General features: G+C 60.1%; 18 protein-coding genes and 1 pseudogene. 9 read left to right on the forward strand and 10 right to left on the reverse strand.

What is annotated here, in order from left to right:
• Positions 1-123 precede the first annotated feature (123 nt).
• Positions 124-1,107, reverse strand: coding sequence for an aldo/keto reductase (locus EOS_RS23485; protein ID WP_047849113.1), 984 nt, complete (start codon positions 1,105-1,107; stop codon positions 124-126).
• A 141-nt stretch (positions 1,108-1,248) separates the two neighbouring features.
• Here EOS_RS23485 and EOS_RS23490 point away from each other — a divergent pair, with 141 nt between their 5' ends.
• Positions 1,249-2,148 carry a LysR family transcriptional regulator gene (locus tag EOS_RS23490; RefSeq protein WP_047849114.1) on the forward strand — a complete coding sequence of 300 codons (900 nt, stop codon included), beginning with the start codon at positions 1,249-1,251 and terminating at the stop codon, positions 2,146-2,148.
• A gap of 55 nt (positions 2,149-2,203) precedes the next feature.
• On the opposite strand, the pseudogene EOS_RS46400 reads toward EOS_RS23490, so the two are convergent.
• Positions 2,204-2,353, reverse strand: a pseudogene (locus tag EOS_RS46400) (aldo/keto reductase); the annotation flags it as partial.
• A 276-nt stretch (positions 2,354-2,629) separates the two neighbouring features.
• Between EOS_RS46400 and EOS_RS23495 the strand changes: the two are divergent.
• The gene (locus EOS_RS23495; RefSeq protein WP_047849115.1) at positions 2,630-3,652 is read left to right on the forward strand and encodes a YncE family protein; all 1,023 of its coding nucleotides are present in this window, start codon (positions 2,630-2,632) and stop codon (positions 3,650-3,652) included.
• A gap of 45 nt (positions 3,653-3,697) precedes the next feature.
• On the opposite strand, the gene EOS_RS23500 is transcribed toward EOS_RS23495, so the two are convergent.
• A complete protein-coding gene (locus EOS_RS23500) occupies positions 3,698-4,342 on the reverse strand; it encodes an ankyrin repeat domain-containing protein (protein ID WP_160312522.1) in 645 nt (214 codons plus the stop codon).
• A gap of 446 nt (positions 4,343-4,788) precedes the next feature.
• Here EOS_RS23500 and EOS_RS23505 point away from each other — a divergent pair, with 446 nt between their 5' ends.
• Positions 4,789-5,412 (forward strand): ABC transporter ATP-binding protein, encoded by a 624-nt coding sequence (locus EOS_RS23505; RefSeq protein ID WP_047849117.1) that lies wholly within the window; start codon positions 4,789-4,791, stop codon positions 5,410-5,412.
• A gap of 227 nt (positions 5,413-5,639) precedes the next feature.
• On the opposite strand, the gene EOS_RS23510 is transcribed toward EOS_RS23505, so the two are convergent.
• The 4 genes from EOS_RS23510 to EOS_RS23525 form a co-directional block, all read right to left on the reverse strand.
• The gene (locus tag EOS_RS23510; RefSeq protein ID WP_047849118.1) at positions 5,640-7,334 is read right to left on the reverse strand and encodes a hypothetical protein; all 1,695 of its coding nucleotides are present in this window, start codon (positions 7,332-7,334) and stop codon (positions 5,640-5,642) included.
• Positions 7,335-7,421: 87 nt separating this feature from the next.
• Complete coding sequence (locus tag EOS_RS23515) at positions 7,422-7,709, reverse strand: hypothetical protein (RefSeq protein ID WP_047849119.1); 288 nt, start codon at positions 7,707-7,709, stop codon at positions 7,422-7,424.
• A gap of 104 nt (positions 7,710-7,813) precedes the next feature.
• A complete protein-coding gene (locus tag EOS_RS23520; protein ID WP_047849120.1) occupies positions 7,814-8,782 on the reverse strand; it encodes a zinc-dependent alcohol dehydrogenase family protein in 969 nt (322 codons plus the stop codon).
• 53 nt (positions 8,783-8,835) lie between these two features.
• Entirely contained in the window at positions 8,836-9,264 is a 429-nt protein-coding gene (locus EOS_RS23525) for a nuclear transport factor 2 family protein (protein WP_047849121.1), read from the reverse strand.
• A gap of 207 nt (positions 9,265-9,471) precedes the next feature.
• On the opposite strand from EOS_RS23525, the gene EOS_RS23530 reads away from it, so the two are divergent.
• Positions 9,472-10,059: a TetR/AcrR family transcriptional regulator gene (locus EOS_RS23530; RefSeq protein ID WP_047849122.1), complete on the forward strand. Its 588-nt coding sequence runs from the start codon at positions 9,472-9,474 to the stop codon at positions 10,057-10,059.
• Positions 10,060-10,323: 264 nt separating this feature from the next.
• Entirely contained in the window at positions 10,324-11,079 is a 756-nt protein-coding gene (locus EOS_RS23535) for a hypothetical protein (protein WP_047849123.1), read from the forward strand.
• 100 nt (positions 11,080-11,179) lie between these two features.
• Here EOS_RS23535 and EOS_RS23540 read toward each other — a convergent pair whose 3' ends face one another.
• Positions 11,180-11,836: an NrsF family protein gene (locus EOS_RS23540; protein ID WP_047849124.1), complete on the reverse strand. Its 657-nt coding sequence runs from the start codon at positions 11,834-11,836 to the stop codon at positions 11,180-11,182.
• On the reverse strand, positions 11,833-12,492 hold the full coding sequence (locus EOS_RS23545; protein WP_047849125.1) for an RNA polymerase sigma factor: 660 nt from the start codon (positions 12,490-12,492) through the stop codon (positions 11,833-11,835). Before EOS_RS23545 ends, EOS_RS23540 begins: the two co-directional genes overlap by 4 nt.
• 160 nt (positions 12,493-12,652) lie before the next feature.
• Here EOS_RS23545 and EOS_RS23550 point away from each other — a divergent pair, with 160 nt between their 5' ends.
• Genes EOS_RS23550 through EOS_RS23565 form a run of 4 tightly spaced genes read left to right on the forward strand, consistent with a single transcriptional unit; the run spans position 12,653 to position 15,115 of the window.
• On the forward strand, positions 12,653-12,958 hold the full coding sequence (locus EOS_RS23550; protein ID WP_082163502.1) for a BufA1 family periplasmic bufferin-type metallophore: 306 nt from the start codon (positions 12,653-12,655) through the stop codon (positions 12,956-12,958).
• 14 nt (positions 12,959-12,972) lie between these two features.
• A complete protein-coding gene (gene bufB, locus EOS_RS23555) occupies positions 12,973-13,863 on the forward strand; it encodes an MNIO family bufferin maturase (protein WP_047849126.1) in 891 nt (296 codons plus the stop codon).
• Positions 13,835-14,641: an HvfC/BufC N-terminal domain-containing protein gene (locus EOS_RS23560; protein WP_047849127.1), complete on the forward strand. Its 807-nt coding sequence runs from the start codon at positions 13,835-13,837 to the stop codon at positions 14,639-14,641. Before bufB ends, EOS_RS23560 begins: the two co-directional genes overlap by 29 nt.
• Positions 14,642-14,680: 39 nt before the next feature.
• Positions 14,681-15,115 (forward strand): DoxX family protein, encoded by a 435-nt coding sequence (locus EOS_RS23565; protein ID WP_235442948.1) that lies wholly within the window; start codon positions 14,681-14,683, stop codon positions 15,113-15,115.
• 8 nt (positions 15,116-15,123) lie between these two features.
• Here EOS_RS23565 and EOS_RS23570 read toward each other — a convergent pair whose 3' ends face one another.
• Positions 15,124-15,927 carry a hypothetical protein gene (locus tag EOS_RS23570; RefSeq protein ID WP_047849129.1) on the reverse strand — a complete coding sequence of 268 codons (804 nt, stop codon included), beginning with the start codon at positions 15,925-15,927 and terminating at the stop codon, positions 15,124-15,126.
• Positions 15,928-16,041 lie beyond the last annotated feature (114 nt).

Genomic DNA, 16,041 nt, shown 5'->3' on the forward strand with positions numbered 1-16,041 from the left:
AGAGGTGACCGGCTCGGCAAAGGGTTGATCATTCAACGACATGGTTCGAAGTCTTGTTCCGAAAACACGACAGCCCGCCGGCGCCACGAAGTCGGGCGCTAGCGGGTTCCAACAACAGGTGAGTCAGCGATCGACGCGCTGCTGCAGATGGGCGGGGTAACGATCGCCCACCACGGTGATCTGCCGCAGTGCCGCTTCAATGGCGGACAAATCATCAGCAGACAGTTCGACCGCTGCCGCGCCAACGTTCTCTTCCAGCCGGTGCAGTTTCGTGGTGCCCGGGATCGGCACGATCCACGGCTTCTGCGCGAGCAGCCAGGCGATCGCAATCTGCGCCCGCGCGGCGCCCCGGACGTCGGCGATCTGGCCAAGCACCTCGACCAGGACCGCATTGGCCTTGCGGTTTTCCTCGGAGAAGCGCGGCACTATGCTGCGGAAGTCAGTCTTGTCGAACGCGGTGTTCTCGTCGATAGCGCCAGTCGGGAAGCCCTTGCCGAGGGGACTGAACGGCACGAACCCGATACCCAGTTCCTCCAGGGTCGGCAGCACCGTCTCTTCCGGCTCGCGCCACCACAGCGAATACTCGCTCTGAAGCGCCGCCACCGGCTGCACGGCGTGCGCACGACGGATTGACTGCGCCCCCGCTTCGGACAACCCGAAGTGCTTGACCTTGCCTTCCTGGATCAGATCTTTAACGGTGCCGGCCACGTCCTCGATCGGCACGTTCGGATCGACACGATGTTGATAGAAGAGGTCGATGCGGTCGGTCTTCAGGCGTTTCAGCGAGGCCTCGGCGACGGCGCGAATGCGCTCGGGCCGGCTGTCGAGCGGCTTCTTTGAGTCGCCGTCCTGGAAGCCGAACTTGGTAGCGATCACCACCTGGTCGCGAAATGGAGCCGTCGCTTCGCCGACGAGTTCCTCGTTGACGAACGGGCCATAACACTCGGCGGTGTCGAAGAACGTGACGCCCTTCTCGAAAGCAGCCTGAATGAGTGCGATGCCCGCGGACCGTTCAGTGGCCGGGCCATAGCCGAAGCTCAACCCCATGCAGCCAAGGCCGATAGCGGACACTTCAAGACCGCTGTTTCCCAATTTGCGTTTTTGCATGATGTTTCTCCTTTCTGATGTCGCCCGCGAATCGTTACCGTCATCGGGCGGGGCGGCGTTCGCCATTCACGAAGCTTAGGCTGTTGTATATCGCTCAACAATCCAGCTAGACTTGCACGGGCTATTGAGAGGAATTCATCTATGTTGCGCGCCGGCTTATCCGAACTGACTGCTTTTGTCGCTATCGCTGACGGGCGGAGCTTCCGCGCGGCCGCGCGCACGCTGGGCGTTTCGCCATCGGCGCTCAGCCATTCAATGAAAGGCCTGGAGGCGCGTCTCGGCGTACGGCTGTTCAACCGGACGACCCGTTCTGTCGCGTTGACCGACGCGGGAGAAAAGCTCCTGCGGCGAGTCGTGCCCGCCATCGCCGACCTCGAGGACGCCGTAAACGAAGCTGCGTCCTCACGCGACCGTCCCTCGGGGTCGATCCGGATCAGTGCATCGGAGTCGGCGGCAAAGCCTATCGTCCGCGACGTCCTTCCGGACTTTCTCGTTGCGTACCCCGACATCCACGTAGAGTTCGTCGTGGACACGCGGCTCGTCGATATCGTCGCCGATGGTTTCGACGCCGGCATACGCGTTCTTCAGGACGTGCCGCGCGACATGATCGCCGTCCGCTTCGGGCCTGACATGCGGTTCGCCGCGGTGGCATCGCCGGAATATCTGTCGCGCTATGAGCCACCGAAAGCGCCGGACGATCTGGCGCAGCACCGTTGCATCCGCTTCCGGTTCGAAAGCGGCGCGCTTTACCGCTGGGATCTCGAACATCGCGGCAAAACCTTCAGCATCGACGTCGACGGGCCGATGACGCTTGGCAACCTCGGTCTCATGGTCGAGGCGGCGCTAGCGGGCATTGGCATCGCATGGGTTCCGGAATATCAGGCTGCAGAGCATCTTGCGTCGGGCCGGCTGGTCCACCTGCTTCCGGAGTGGAGTCCCTCCTTTCCCGGGCTGTGCCTCTATTACCCGGCCAACCGGCACCCGCCGGCCGCGCTGAGATTGTTCGTGGAAGCGGTGCGCGAATGGGCGAACAGGCACTAACCGGACCGGCGTTCAACACGGTTTATCGCAAGGAAATCTTTTCAAGCCCAGCCTTTTAAGCGACGTGTCGTCCTTCGATCGGATATCCCGGATCGGTATAACCAGGCGTTGACGCGTGCCCCGGTGCAACGAGGCTATCGACAAGCTTTTCGTCGTCCGGCCCGAGCTGCAGCTCCAGCGCTTCGACATAGCTGGTTGCGTGTGACACGCCATCGGTCGAGATGAAATGATAAGGACGTCTCTTCTATTGATAAAGACCAGGAAACCGCAAGCCGTTATGAACGGCATTCATGAATGCCTGGAGTTGTATCCCGGCATTGCCTCGACTTACGGACCTTACGGACGATAGCGAAGTGCGTCGATGACCAGCGCCCTTGCCCGTGAGGCGTCATTTCAAAACAGTAATCCGCTCGTCATCGTGTGGTCGGGGGCTGGACGCTAGCGTGATCTCTTCGATCCCGCTCCCCACCTGACGAGAATCATGCAGATCACCGCCCATCTACTTGCGCTTACATGCCTCTGCTTTGCATCGACATCTTTCGCAGCAGAATCATCCGCCGGCCCCCTGACGGTTCTTTCGACCACGCCGCTGCCAGCCGTCACCGGCGGCGACTTCGACCACTTTGCAGTCGATCTGCCTCACTCCCGTCTGTACGTGTCAGCCGAGACATATGGATCCATTGAGGTGTTCAGATTGCCGGACGGCCAGCATCTTGCAAGCGTAAGGACGGTCGCGAAGGTTCCACACAAAATAGTATTAGCTAAGGAAGGTAAGAAGCTGCTTATAGCCGATGCAGGCGACGCGAACGTCAAGGTTATCGATACGAAAACTTTCGATGTCGAGAAGGTCGTTGCGCTCGAGCCGCAGCCAGATTCTGGCATTGCAGATCGGAAGAGCGGCATCTTCTATGTCGGTAATGGCGGCGTGCAATCGCATGAGGGCAATGCCTATATCAGCTTGATTTCGCTTGCTGACGATTCCGTCCTCGGGAGAATCGATGTTCCTGCGGGACAGCTGAAGGCTATGGTGATCGACCATTCCACCCATCGCCTGTTCGTGAACATGCGCGAGAAAAACGAAATTGGTGTTGTCGATCTGAATACCCGCAAGTTGGCGAGTATCTGGCATGTTCCCGGTCCAAGCCTTAATTCGGCGATGGCGTTCGATCCGAAGACCAGGCGCCTGTTCATCGGCTCGCGCAACCCCGGCAAGCTGTTCGTCATGGACGCGAGCAACGGCTCGGTCATACAGTCGCTCGATATCGTGAACATCTCGGACGACATGACTTTCGACCCGATGCATCGTCGCCTCTATGTGACCGGCGCAGGCGGCCTCGATGTCGTCAAACAAGTCGATCAGAGCCACTACGCCATCGAGCAACATATCGACACGCTTGGTGGCAAGACCTCGGTCTATGTGCCGTCGCTAAGGAGGTTCTATATCGTTCACACGAAGGGTCCACAGGCAGCGGAGGCCGGACTCCAGGTGCTCAGCGTCCGCTAAGCCGGGCAAGATGAGGCGTCGAGCACCTCTCGTTGCTTGACGCGCCTAAGCACGACCGGCTTGCTTGCGTTGTGCGAGGGACTCCAGCCGCCCGATGATTTCTTTTGACAGGCGTCTCGCCCGCGCGATGTCGACCGCATCACGACCGTCGAAATCCTGGATTGACGGGTCTGCGCCGGCATCGATCAAGAGACTTAACGTCGTGAGTCGCTTAAGCCGGGCTGCATAAAAGATGGGCGTCTCACCATGTGCCCTGAGGTCAAGCTCAGGTTTTGCGCTTAGCAGCGCACGGCATAGAAGATGATCGTCGCGCCATACCGCCGCCCAAAGCGAATAGCTTGCGTTCGCGCCGCGCTTCAGAAGGAACTCGACCAAGGGCAGGTTTTCCCCTCGGGCGACGGCATACCACAGCGACGTTGCCCGAAAATCGCCTTCCTCTTGGCCCATTGGCACTTCTCGTTCGAGTTCGGCGCCAGCCTTGAGTAAAGCGCTAACGGTCTTGATTCCGTTTGTCTCGGCGAGCGTCGGGCTGCTGCCGGGTTTGACCGCACAGGCCCGGTGTAAGGCGGTGCACCCCCTTGGGTCGGTCGCTTCGACAAGTTCCGGTGCCGAGGTCAAATGCGCGATGACCGTGGGCGCGTCCCAAATGCCGGCCGCAGCAAAAAGTGATGTTCTCGAAGGCTTGCTCATCTGCAGTTCCTGCATTCGACCAATGCAAACGTGACGCACCTGCTAGGTTCCGTCGGATGGCGATTGTCCGTTGGTAGTCAATTTCGCCTAACGCAGCATAGCTGCCATTCGCCTCCAGCCCATGTGTCTCTCAGGCGGTCTGACAGACCAATGAATCAGCCGGTGCAGGGCCACCCGACGCGACTAATTATGATCCAATTTTTCGGAGAGGCGATCGTCGGCAAGCGACTCGTGCGCGCCGTTAGGACAATCCGAAATGGCAAGATCTCGCCGTCGCTCCTCTGAACCACGCGGCCGCGGCCATCCTGCTGCCAAGCTGTCCCTGCGTGCGCTGCTACACTTGCCCTGACGCTAACCTCGACAGAATCCGTGCACCCAGCACGATGCTGATCGCAATCTGCGTCACCATTACGCGGTAAATCTTCCTCTGACTAAATCTGCGACCCATGCTTCAATTCGAGAACCTTTGCAAACGCTACGACGAGCGCATTATCTTTCAGGGACTGCGTTACAGCGCCGGTGCGGGATGCGTGGCGGTGAACGACGAATCCGGCAGCGGCAAGTCCACCTTGCTCGGCATCCTTGCCGGTACGATCGAGGCCGACCAAGGCGAGGTGTGGATCGACGGGCATTCGCTGCGTACCGCACCGCTCGAGGCGAAGTCCGTACTTGCGTACGTGCCCGACGACTGCATGCCGTATTCGCTCCAGACAGGACGCGAATATCTGGAGCTTGTGGCATCGACCAGGAAAACAGTCGTCGACAGTTACACTCTTGACCTGGCAGACCGCTTCGGCCTCACGCCTCATCTGGAGAAGCGTTTCGAGCAAATGTCGTTCGGTACCCGAAAGAAAATATTCCTGACGGCGGCCGCGCTGGGCGAGGCCACGGTCGTCATCGCGGATGAGCCGGGCAGTGGACTAGACGCCGCCGCACGCACTGTTCTGATAGATTTGTTCAAGACGCTGGCCGAAGACCGCACGGTCTTCTTCTCGAGCTACGACATGGCCCTGACGCGAGCTTGCAACGCAAAAATGATTAGTTTTGCCGACCTTCGAGCGAGCGTCTAAGCGGCCACTGAGCGCCGCCGGCTGAGTCATCGCGAGTGTTAGTGAAGCGAAAAGAACCGATTCCGCCAGTGCGTCGCCGTCCGCCGCGCGCGAGCGTAATTGTTGCCACGATGGTCGCGACGATGCGAGGCTTTGGGTGACTCGTCACTGCTTTGGCGAGACGGCATGCCCCAAGACGTCGGACCGAAGTAGCGAGACGCGCGTGAGGTGCGTCTCGCCACTTATCATCATTGCCCGTCGTTCGTGCCCACGTCTGTGCCCGGCGTAAACGAGACGCCGCGCAGCACTTCGCCGAAGTTGGCGGAGCGGAGCGTGACAAAATGCGCATTCGCAGCAATCGCCGGGCTGGTATTTTTCAGCTCATCCTGGATGGCGACGAGCTTGTTTGGATCCGCGCCGGTGTCGCCGTTCCCGCTCACTGCGGACGTCGTCGCCCAGACCGTGACGGTGCCATCGCGGCCAACGTGACCGATCAGGTTGCGGAGACCATCAGTCGCAGGCGACCATGGCAGCCCGGTCGCCGCGTTGCTGCCGAGCGGGTAGTTTTGCACCGTGTAAGGCTTGCCCAGGTCCAATCCGTTTTGCAGCGTATAGGCCAGCACCCATTTCTTCGTGGCCGCATTGAATACCCATTTCTGAAGACCCGCGGTGGATTGCGCAGCCGCGTGCGTGAAGAGATCGGCGCCACCCGCGTAACCGTCTCCTTCATCGGCCACATATAGCGTGTTGGCGTCGGCGAACCAGATGCCGAACGGGTAACTGAGGGTCGTCGCGGTCTTGTTCGGCGTCGACGGGAAGCCGCTCAGGATGCACATGTTGCTCGGCAGGCCTGTGGTCGGAAGAGTCGAAGCATCGTAACTGAGCGGTGCACTTGGCAGCGCCGCTTTTGACGAAGGCACGCCGGTACCGTTCGGGCACGCGATCCCGGTGGTGTCGACGAAGTAGACGGTGTTGACGCCATTGCCGCCGCTGCCCTTGGTCATGTAGACCACGTTATTGAAAACTGTGATTCCGCGAAAGTTGTCGTCCTTGCCGATCTTGTCGGCGGGCGCGCCCAGTTGGGTAACCGAAAAGCTTGCAAGCGGACTTGGCGTGCCAGGAGTTTGCTGCGCTTCGGGCTGCGTCGCCTCCGCAACGTATTGCGAGCCTGCGCCGAGGATGACGCCGGTCGGCTGGGGATTACTTCCATTGCCCGCATTGCCGGTCGTGTAGAAGAAGCGCTTTCCGCCGCGGTCGATCAGGATCGCAGCGCGGCCGTTGTTGCCGCTATAGGCATTCGTTTCGGTGAAGCTGAACCGTCCCTTGCGATCGACTTTGGCCACTGCGCGGTAGAAGCTCTGCCCGTCGGGATTGGTCGGATCCACGACGCCTGGAGTGTTTGAATTCGACACGTCCAGCACGTTGATCGGAGCGACATAGCCCATGAAGGTCAGGTACTTTCCATCGTGGGAAAGGTGAAGCCCGATTTCCGACTTCGAACTGAAGCTGGTTACCAGCTGGTCTGTCGTGGTGCCCGCATTCGTCACGCTCGGCACTTCGAGCGTATTGATCCGCCAGCCGGATGGCGCCAACTGGTCTAGAAAGATCTTCGACGTGATGCCGAAGCTCCCGTCATAAAGAGCGTTGTTCCAAACGAACGGGTAGGTGCCGTCGTTCGGCGCGCCGGTTGCTGCGCCGCACCCGCCCTTCGTTTGCGCGCAACCGGGTGGCGGGATCGAGCCAACCTGCACGTTGGCCGAGCGGTTGTCGTAGACGCTGCGACTGACGACGAGATTCCCCGGTTGAAATGCAGCGTCGTGTCCGTCATCCCGGTCTTGCGCCACTGCGGTGAGACTAACGCTCAATGAAAGTAGCGCCAGCGCTGAAATGCCTCTGGCAAGGGGATGCTCGCAGGTCGGAAACGTGCGAAAAACTGGCTGCATGTCATTTCTCCGGGAAAGGGGATTGAAGTTACACCGCGTTCAACGCAAACAATTGCGTGACGTTAGCAGGGGTGTGTGTAGGATTATTTACAGGCCCAGATAGAACCTGTAGTGGTTTTCCCGCGGCAGAGATAGATTCCCGGGCAACGGTCTATTGCGTGGCGGCAGGCCGTCGAATGCATCGTGCAGGATGCTGCGCAGATGCGAACGCCTGACCGGCTCCGGGGTTCTGCAGACGATATCGGCGGCCCTGTCAGGGTCGGCCTGAGTCATGCCGAGATCACGCAACGCGATGCGTAGGCCATTTTCGCTGGCGAGGCGGTAAGCGCCCAACGCTGCATTGCATTCGGCGCCGTTCGTCTTGGTGCGTTGCATTCCGGACCTTCTCGACAGCATCCCAATCAGACTTTTCGGGTAGAGAAAGGGAATGGCGATGAGTTCCCGTTGTTCCGGGCTGGCCAGGGCCTCGCACACTGCACCTAGTCCGCGACTTTCAGAAGAACTTTTCCGCCTCTCGCCTGATGGGCGATTGCCGCGCCGATTTCCTCAAGCCGATATGTCGCGGTCACTGGAATTGCGATTTCGCCCGAAGCCACCATCGTTGCCGCCTGCATGATGGCGCTGGAAATTTGTCCGGAAAACGCTGGATTACCTAGTGAAAAGCCGCGAACAGTCAGGTCATTGAAGATGACCTCGAACGGGCTAACCACCATGGCCGCAAAGCTTTGGGCTGCGTACGATACGAGGGTGCCGCCAGGCCCCAGCAGCTTGGCCAGGCGACCAGTAGCCTCGCCGCTGACAGCATCCAGCGCAAGCCGCACGCGCTTTTCGCCCAGAGCCTCGACCATCTTCCTGGGCGCGTTATCGTCGTCCAGCAAGACTAGTTCGCATCCAGCTTCTCGCGCGGCACTCATAGCCTCGGCGCGGCGCACCAAACCGAGAGTCTTCACTCCTCTTTGCTTTGCGAGACTGACTATCCAGCGCGATATGGCCGAGTTGGCCGCGTTGATTACAATCCACTCATCCGACTGCAACTGCACGTACGTCTCGAGCAACAGATGCGCGGAGGGCGGGTTGATGCTAAGCATCGCCAACTGCTGAGGGTCGGCATCGGCAGGAAGCGCGACCATGCCTTCTGCGTTGACGACCATCCGCTCGCGCCAGGTAAAGCTGCCAATTGGGAGAGTCACACGGTCGCCGACCCTGACGTTATTGACTCCCGTGCCGACCTTCAGCACACGCCCCGCACCCTCGTTACCAATAACAGACGGCAACTCGGGATGCAGCGGGTACAAACCCTGCGCGACGAGAATGTCGCTGAAGTTGATTGGGGCATACTCGACCCCGACCAGCACCTGTCCCGTGCCAGGGCTGGCGGGTTCGGGCAACTCACGGAATTCAAGTCCTGTTGCAGGGTCGCCATATGCGGTAAGTACGACGGCTTTCATGATGAAGCTCCTCTTCGATGGACGCCTGAGTAGGCACAGCGCCCGGGTATGCCTTATGCGGCCTCCGGTTGCGGAATGTCAGCCAATCCGTTGGGGAAGAACGCGCGCGCTGTCGCCACGATGTTCAGCGCTTCGCGTAGCAGCTTGATCTTTCCGTTTTCGACGTGGATGTAGCCAAAGAAATGCTGCTTGAACGGTCGCTGCGTCGCAACGGCGAGTGCATCCACCTTGTATTCGGCAAATGCACGCTCGGGGGTATCAATCAGCACGACCGCGTCCCTAAACTCCCACTCAGGAACAAGCTGGAGAAGCAACGCATACAGAGATGCAATTTCGGTGCGCCCTTTGTATTGCCACTGCATGCCGAGGTCCGCCAGATACGGAAGCTCGACAACTCCATCTTCAGTGAACAAGGCGGCGACCTCCTTCGGGTTGCGCGTCAGCGAGAGGAATTCATTCAAAAGTTGCGCTGCGGTTTTCATGGCTCATTCCCACACGAGTTTCACGTTGGTAGCGATGCTGGATCGATGTTCGGAATACTTAAGATATCCAGATATCTCCACAATTGAAGTATGCCTACCCACGTCAGACTTCGCTCTGTTTGAGCTATAATCTGGAGGTCGATCGTAATTCATAATCAGTATTACGATCGTACGCCACAATGTCAAGCTATTTCTTCGTGAGGGACCGTGGGATATTCGCAGGCAGACAAGGCACGCAGCAGGGAGCGAATTCTCGATGCCGCGGCACGGCAAATCAGCGAGCACGGCCTGGACAGCGTCAGTGTTGCGGACTCCATGCAAAGCGCAGGACTGACCAAGGGCGCCTTTTACGCACACTTCGCGTCGCGCGAAGCCATGATTGCGGAAGCTGCCGACCGGGTGATGCAGCATGGCCAGGCGCGCATAGATCATTTCTTCCGCGTCAAGAAGAAGCCGACGGTTGCGCAGATTGTGGATGTCTGGCTCGACCCGGAGCACATCGAGAATCTCGGTGACGGATGCGGGATCTGCGCGCTAGCGGGCGAAGCCCGGTACGCCGGACCTGAAGTGCGCCAGGTTATTGCCGGTCACTTCGAGAAAAACGTGGAGCAGATTGCTCAGGCGCTTGGTGGAGGCAGGGCTGCCACCGCAAGAGCCACTGCCATCCTGACGGCAATAGTGGGCGCTGTAAGCATGGCCCGCGCGGTAGGCAGCCCGGAGCTCACGCAAGTGATCCTGGAGAACACTCGCGCGATGGTGACGCATCCGGCCTTCCTGAAGTGCAGTAGTGAATAGCGGGACGGACATCACGGGGCGTCCTTAAGTTCGAAAGAATTCCTGATACAAATGAACTGGACGAGCTGTAGTTGGACGTTCAGAACGTCGGGCTTCGGGCCGATTGAAATGCCGGAATGGCCGACGAGCGCTATGGCGGATAACGCGGCGAATGTGATTGACGCGACGAACGGTCTCGGGGCATCGGGTCTAAAATTAAAAATAGCGCCGGTCCCTTCGCGGGGGGCCGGTCGTCTTATCCCCTTCTATCAACGGTAGGCGGCCATGAACACTCACAGTGCGTGTTTCGTTCGCCCGGCGCTGGCTGCGCTTTGCGTGGCTTCGCTCGCAACGCTCGTCGCATGCGGCGGAAGCGTTTGCGTCGGCTTCGACGGTTGTGGCGGCGGAAACGGGATGCCAAACGTCGCCATATCAGGCACGGCCGCCACCGGCCGCGCGCTCGCCAGTGCGATGGTCAGCTTCAGTTGTGCCCAGGGTTCGGGCTCCGCCCTGTCAGACGGCGGTGGACACTACAGCATCACGTTCAACGCCACGCTTCCCTGCATCCTCACCGTGACCTCCGGCGGCACGACCCTGCATTCGCTGGCATTCGCCGGCGGTACCTTCAACACGACGCCTGAGACCGAACTGATGCTCGTCTACCTCGCTTCGCAACTCGGCACGAACGAGACCAGTCTGATTGCGGGCTTGCCGAGCAACTCGCAGTTCCAGCAGGTGCTGGCAAACCAGGCCGATGTGCTGGCTGCGCAATCGGCAGTCGTCACGAATCTGCAGCAGCGCTATGCGGTCGCGCTGACGGCACCGGCGTTCCTGACGACACCGTTTATTGTCGGGCAAGCAGGCGTCGACAGCGATGTCGGCGCGCTGGCGGCAGCAGGCGCCATCGACGCTAATGGCATGCCCGATCCGGCCGCCGTCTCGCTGCTGTCAGCGGCGGGTCTCGCTCATCCACTTACAACGACGTCCACACCTTCATCCGGCACTGGCGGCACAGGCAGCGGCACCGGCGGCATGATGTGAACTGAGGGGGTGCTGCTTCGTCATGTGCCGTCATGCAGCGTAGGCGATTTCCTTCGCGGGTCCACTGAGCAGGCTGCCTCAGGCGGCGACCATCCGTCCGCTATCCTTTCAGCGCAACCCAGCCAAAGAGCCGTCGCCCGCCAAATCCACTCACCGCCAGAAACATAACCGCCACGCCGAAATTCCACATCAGGATCATGACCGTGGCATCAATCGGATGAAACAGCGACAGCGCGACCGCGGTCATCGCCGCAACCGCGAGACTGGCGATCATGGCAATGGGCGTGGGCGCGAGGCGCGCGGCGTGGCGCAACATGATAAGCATCATGAGAGAGAGCGGAATGCCGGTCAGCGCCAGCGTCGCGAAGCATTGCGCGGCTTCTCCGGCAGACACACCTTCCGGACCGATGCTGACCCAGTTCGTCAGGCACCCATAGCTGATGGTGGAGATCCACACAGCCAGCGCAGGAACTGGCAACAACAGCCAGCGCCGTGAGCGGCCGGGCACACTGGCAATAAACGAGGCGAGCGCCGCAAGCGTACCGGTGATCATCGCCGCGACAACGTTAGTGACGAATGCGGGCTGATGCAGCTTGAGCATGAGATCCGGCCTGACACCATGCCCGACCGCAACAAGGGCAAGCATGAGCACGGCAAACAGCAGCCAGCAGATAGCCCGGACCGATGGCGGCCCGAGGCGGCGCACGGGCTTCGCGTCCGCGACCAGCGAGTCGATCAGACTGGAAGTGCTCGTCATGACTTGACTCCTCGCCTTTCAATCAACTTTCGCAGATTCTTCATCGCACGATGCGTGGCGACCTTCAGCGACGCAATGGACAAGCCGGTCATCGTCGAGGCCTCCTTCAGGGACAGTTCTTCGAGCTTGAGCATACGGATCGCGTCTCTTTGTCCCGGTGGCAAAGCGTCAATGGCTTCATGCAGTGCACGGGCGTCGGAAGCGTTCTCCACCAGATTCGCTTCAGGCGTCGCGAAGGTTTCATGCTCAGGATCGAACGGTGCCTCGTGCGCGCCCTGACGGCCCTGACGCCGCAAACCGTCGACGATACGCCGTCCCGCGATGGCAACGAGCCATGGGCCGAACGGACGCGTCGGGTCATACGTATGCCGGACGGTGTGGAGGGTGAGAAGAATGTCCTGAACCGTGTCTTCGACATCGTTCCTGTTATTGATCTGTCGCGCGGCCAGGGTCCGCAGATATGGCGTGACCGCTTCGAGCAGCAGCCGGTAGGCTTCCCGGTCGCCGGCCTGTGAACGGATCATCAACATGGTCCAGTCGAGGCGGCCATCTGCGCGGTTCCCGGGCGTGCCGCCCGGAGGATCGGATGCGCCGCTGCCCTGACGGTTTTCGACAAGCGTCAGCGGTGGGCCGGGGCGATGGGTTCGGGAGCGCATGGACGAATTCTGCACGTTTCCGCGGACGTCTTCGCGACAATAAATTTTTGCGAGCCGCGTAACCTTTTGCGTTCGGCTGCGAATCTTCGTGAAGGTTGCAAGTGGGCAACCTCCAACCTCAGGAGAATGCAAAGTGAGCAAGCAATTGAATAGCCAGTTGATGACGATGTCGAGCCTCTCTGTCGCAGTCGGCCTGGCGCTCGCCATTCAGGTCGCGCCGGTACAGGCTCAAACCATGAAGGACATGAGCGCGATGCCACAGGTCGCCAAGGACAACATGATGCGCATGCAAAAGGAGAAACTGGAAAAATGCTACGGCGTCAACGCGGTCGCGAAGAACGACTGTGCGCAAGGCGCGCATTCCTGCGCGGGGCAGGCGACTCAGGCGCGCGATCCCAAGTCATTTGTCCTGCTGCCGGCCGGTGACTGCTCGAAGATTCAGGGCGGCAAGCTCCAGTCGAGTTGAGCGGCTGCCAAGCGATGAAGTTTGCCGATACCACAGCATGCGATGCGTCCCGCCCAATTCCCGCGAGGGCCGGTATCGGCCTGCGCTTCCGTCATCATCAGCCGGTGATCGACACGCGGCCCGATGTCGCCTGGTTTGAGGTTCACACCGAGAACTATATGGGCGGCGGTCGTGTGCCGGATTATCTGGACACGATTCGCCGCGACTATCCGGTCTCATTGCACGGCGTCGGACTGTCTCTCGGAAGCGCAGAAGGACTCGACGCCGTGCACCTTACCAGGGTGGGAAGCGTGGTGGCCCGGCTCGAACCCGGGCTTGTGTCCGAGCATTTGTCGTGGAGCATCAGCGGTGGCAACTATCTCGCCGACCTGCTGCCGCTACCGATGACCGAAGAGGCATTGAGCGTCGTCTGCCGTCATGTCGATCAGGTGCAGACGTATCTCAAACGACGCATCCTGGTGGAGAACCCATCGACCTATCTCCGCTTCGTACATTCGACGATTCCAGAGTGGGAATTTCTCGCGCACGTGGCACACCGTACCGGTTGCGGAATTCTGTGCGACGTCAACAATATCTATGTCAGCGCGAGCAATCACGGATGGGATGCGACTGAGTATCTGCACGCGCTGCCGGCGGGCGCGATTGGCGAAATCCATCTCGCGGGACATAGCGTCCGGGATGCCGGCGACGGGCAAACCATCCGCATCGACGACCACGGCTCACGTGTTTGCCCAGAAGTGTGGGCGCTATATCGCTTCGCGCTGGAGCGTTTCGGACCCGTGCCCACTCTGATCGAATGGGACACCGATGTTCCTCCACTCGACATACTGATGGACGAGGCCATGACTGCACAGGCCATACTCGACGGAGCAGGCGATGAATTCGCACAATCCCACGCTGCTTGAACTTCAGCATGCAATGCAGCGCAGCGTGCTCAACGGCCGGGATGGCGACGTAGAGGCCTGGATGGTCGACGAAGGTTTGAGCACCACCATGCGGCTAGGCATTTACCGCAATACATCCTCCAGCGTCATGGCGACAGCACTTCGCCTCGCGTTTCCGGCGGTGCGGCAACTGGTCGGCGAGGAGTTCTTCGAAGGAGTCAGCCGGCTGTTCGCCGCGCAGACTCCGCCACGCAGCGCATGGCTTGATGCATATGGTTCAGATTTTCCCGCGTTTCTCGGGCGGTTACCACACGCCGCTTCCGTACCGTATCTCGCGGATGTCGGCCGCCTCGAGTGGCAGGTCAACCGGGTCCTGCATGCTGTCGCGACACTGCCTCTCGATCTGGCGCACCTGGCGGCGCTGAGTGAAGCGCAGTTGGCGCAAGCGCATCTTGTCCCTCGCCCCGAAGTCCGGCTTGTACGATGTGAATTTCCCGTCGATGCGATCTGGCGCGCCGTGCTCGAGGGGGATGACCGCGCCATGGTGGCGATCGATCTCGCTGACGCGCCGGTGTGGCTGCGAGTGCTCCGGACCGACAGCGGTCCGGAGGTGGTCAGGCTGCGCGAGGACGAATGGCGCTTGCTGGACGCACTGTTTTCCGGACAGCCGTTGCATGCCGCCCTGGCTGAAGCGCGCGGTGAGCAGACTCACGCATTGCTGGCAGCACAACTGGCGAGCGGGTACTTCAAGGATCTCGATTGCGACATTACCAGCGTGGCGCAATCTTCGAAGGGATAGTTCATGACAACCACCAAGCCATCTACCGAGCCGGGATTGATGCATCGAAGTCGAGTCTGCCGTGTCGTCGCATGGCTCGAGCGCGTACCCTATGCCCTGCTCGCCATCCCGTTGCGCGTCGCGCTTGCAACTGTCTTCTGGAACTCCGCGATGGTCAAGCTCGCGGACTGGAACGCGGCGCTTGACCTGTTTCGCAACGAATACAATCTGCCGGTCCTGCCACCGGAACTTGCCGCTTACGTGGCTGTTTCGATCGAACTCTCGACGCCCGTCTTGCTGGTCCTTGGCCTCGCGACAAGACCCGCCGCGTTTGTACTGCTTGCCATGACCTCGATCATCGAGATATTTGTCTACCCTCAGGCGTGGCCGACGCATATCCAGTGGGCGGCGATGCTGCTCGTTCTGTTGTGCCGGGGCAGCGGAAAATGGTCTTTAGACCACCTGATCCGTCAAAAATGGGACTCGGCACGTTGAGTTTCCGGTCAGGGCTTCGCATCCTCTTGCCTGGAGCCGATGGCGACAGCAAATCGGCTTTGTACCGCGACGAGTTGGTCATCCGTGGTCGCCACCAGCCACAGACGTGCGTGCTCCATGATCCAGCGGTTGTGATCCTTCAACGGGCCCATCGCAGTAGCGGCCTTCCAGACCACCGGGCCGATTCGGCTGCTCCTGCCCGACGGCGCGCCTACCAGCAGGCAGTAAGGTCCTAGCGGAAGCGATACAAACGGAAGTGCGGGACTGGCGCGCACGCGCCAGTCGATGAAGGGCGTCTCGCTGATAAGCAGCGGTACGGGCAAGCCGTAAAGCACACTGAAATCGTACAGCGCCAGTTGCTCTCGCATGCCGGCGTAAATACGCCGGATGTCGTCGACAACTGCTGCCCGGATCTCGTCCTCGAACATGGGCTCCTGCGCATAGCGGGCAAATGCCTCTCGAGCCTCCAATTGATATGCGCTGAACAGGCCGAGTTCCACGCAGTCCTGCACTGCGCGCTGAACCTCCGCTACAGAACCGGCTTCCTCTGGCGTGCCCAGCTGTGCAGCCCGCAAAAACCGGGCAAGTCCCGCCTCCTGGATCGCAGGACCATCCGTAGATACATCGTCTTCAGCGTCCTTATCAAGGGGCACGTAGATATATTTTTCGGCTGCGAAATGCGATTTCTTGCCTTCATCAAACTTGATTTCACCATCAACGCAGTCCAGATAGCGAGTCCCAATTCGACCATGCTCCCAAATCCAGTTTTTCAGGAACGGGCGCAGTGGATGCAGTCTGTCGTGATCGGTCATTGAAACCTCCAGTTGCCCCAGTATAGTTCCAGGCTGTCGATTGTTCTGTGGAGGACATGGCGATCAATCAAAGATGAAATTGGCGGGTTGTGGACTAGCCTCGCCGCCGTTGGG

Source organism: Caballeronia mineralivorans PML1(12), assembly GCF_001028175.1.
Classification (GTDB): Bacteria; Pseudomonadota; Gammaproteobacteria; order Burkholderiales; family Burkholderiaceae; genus Caballeronia; species Caballeronia mineralivorans.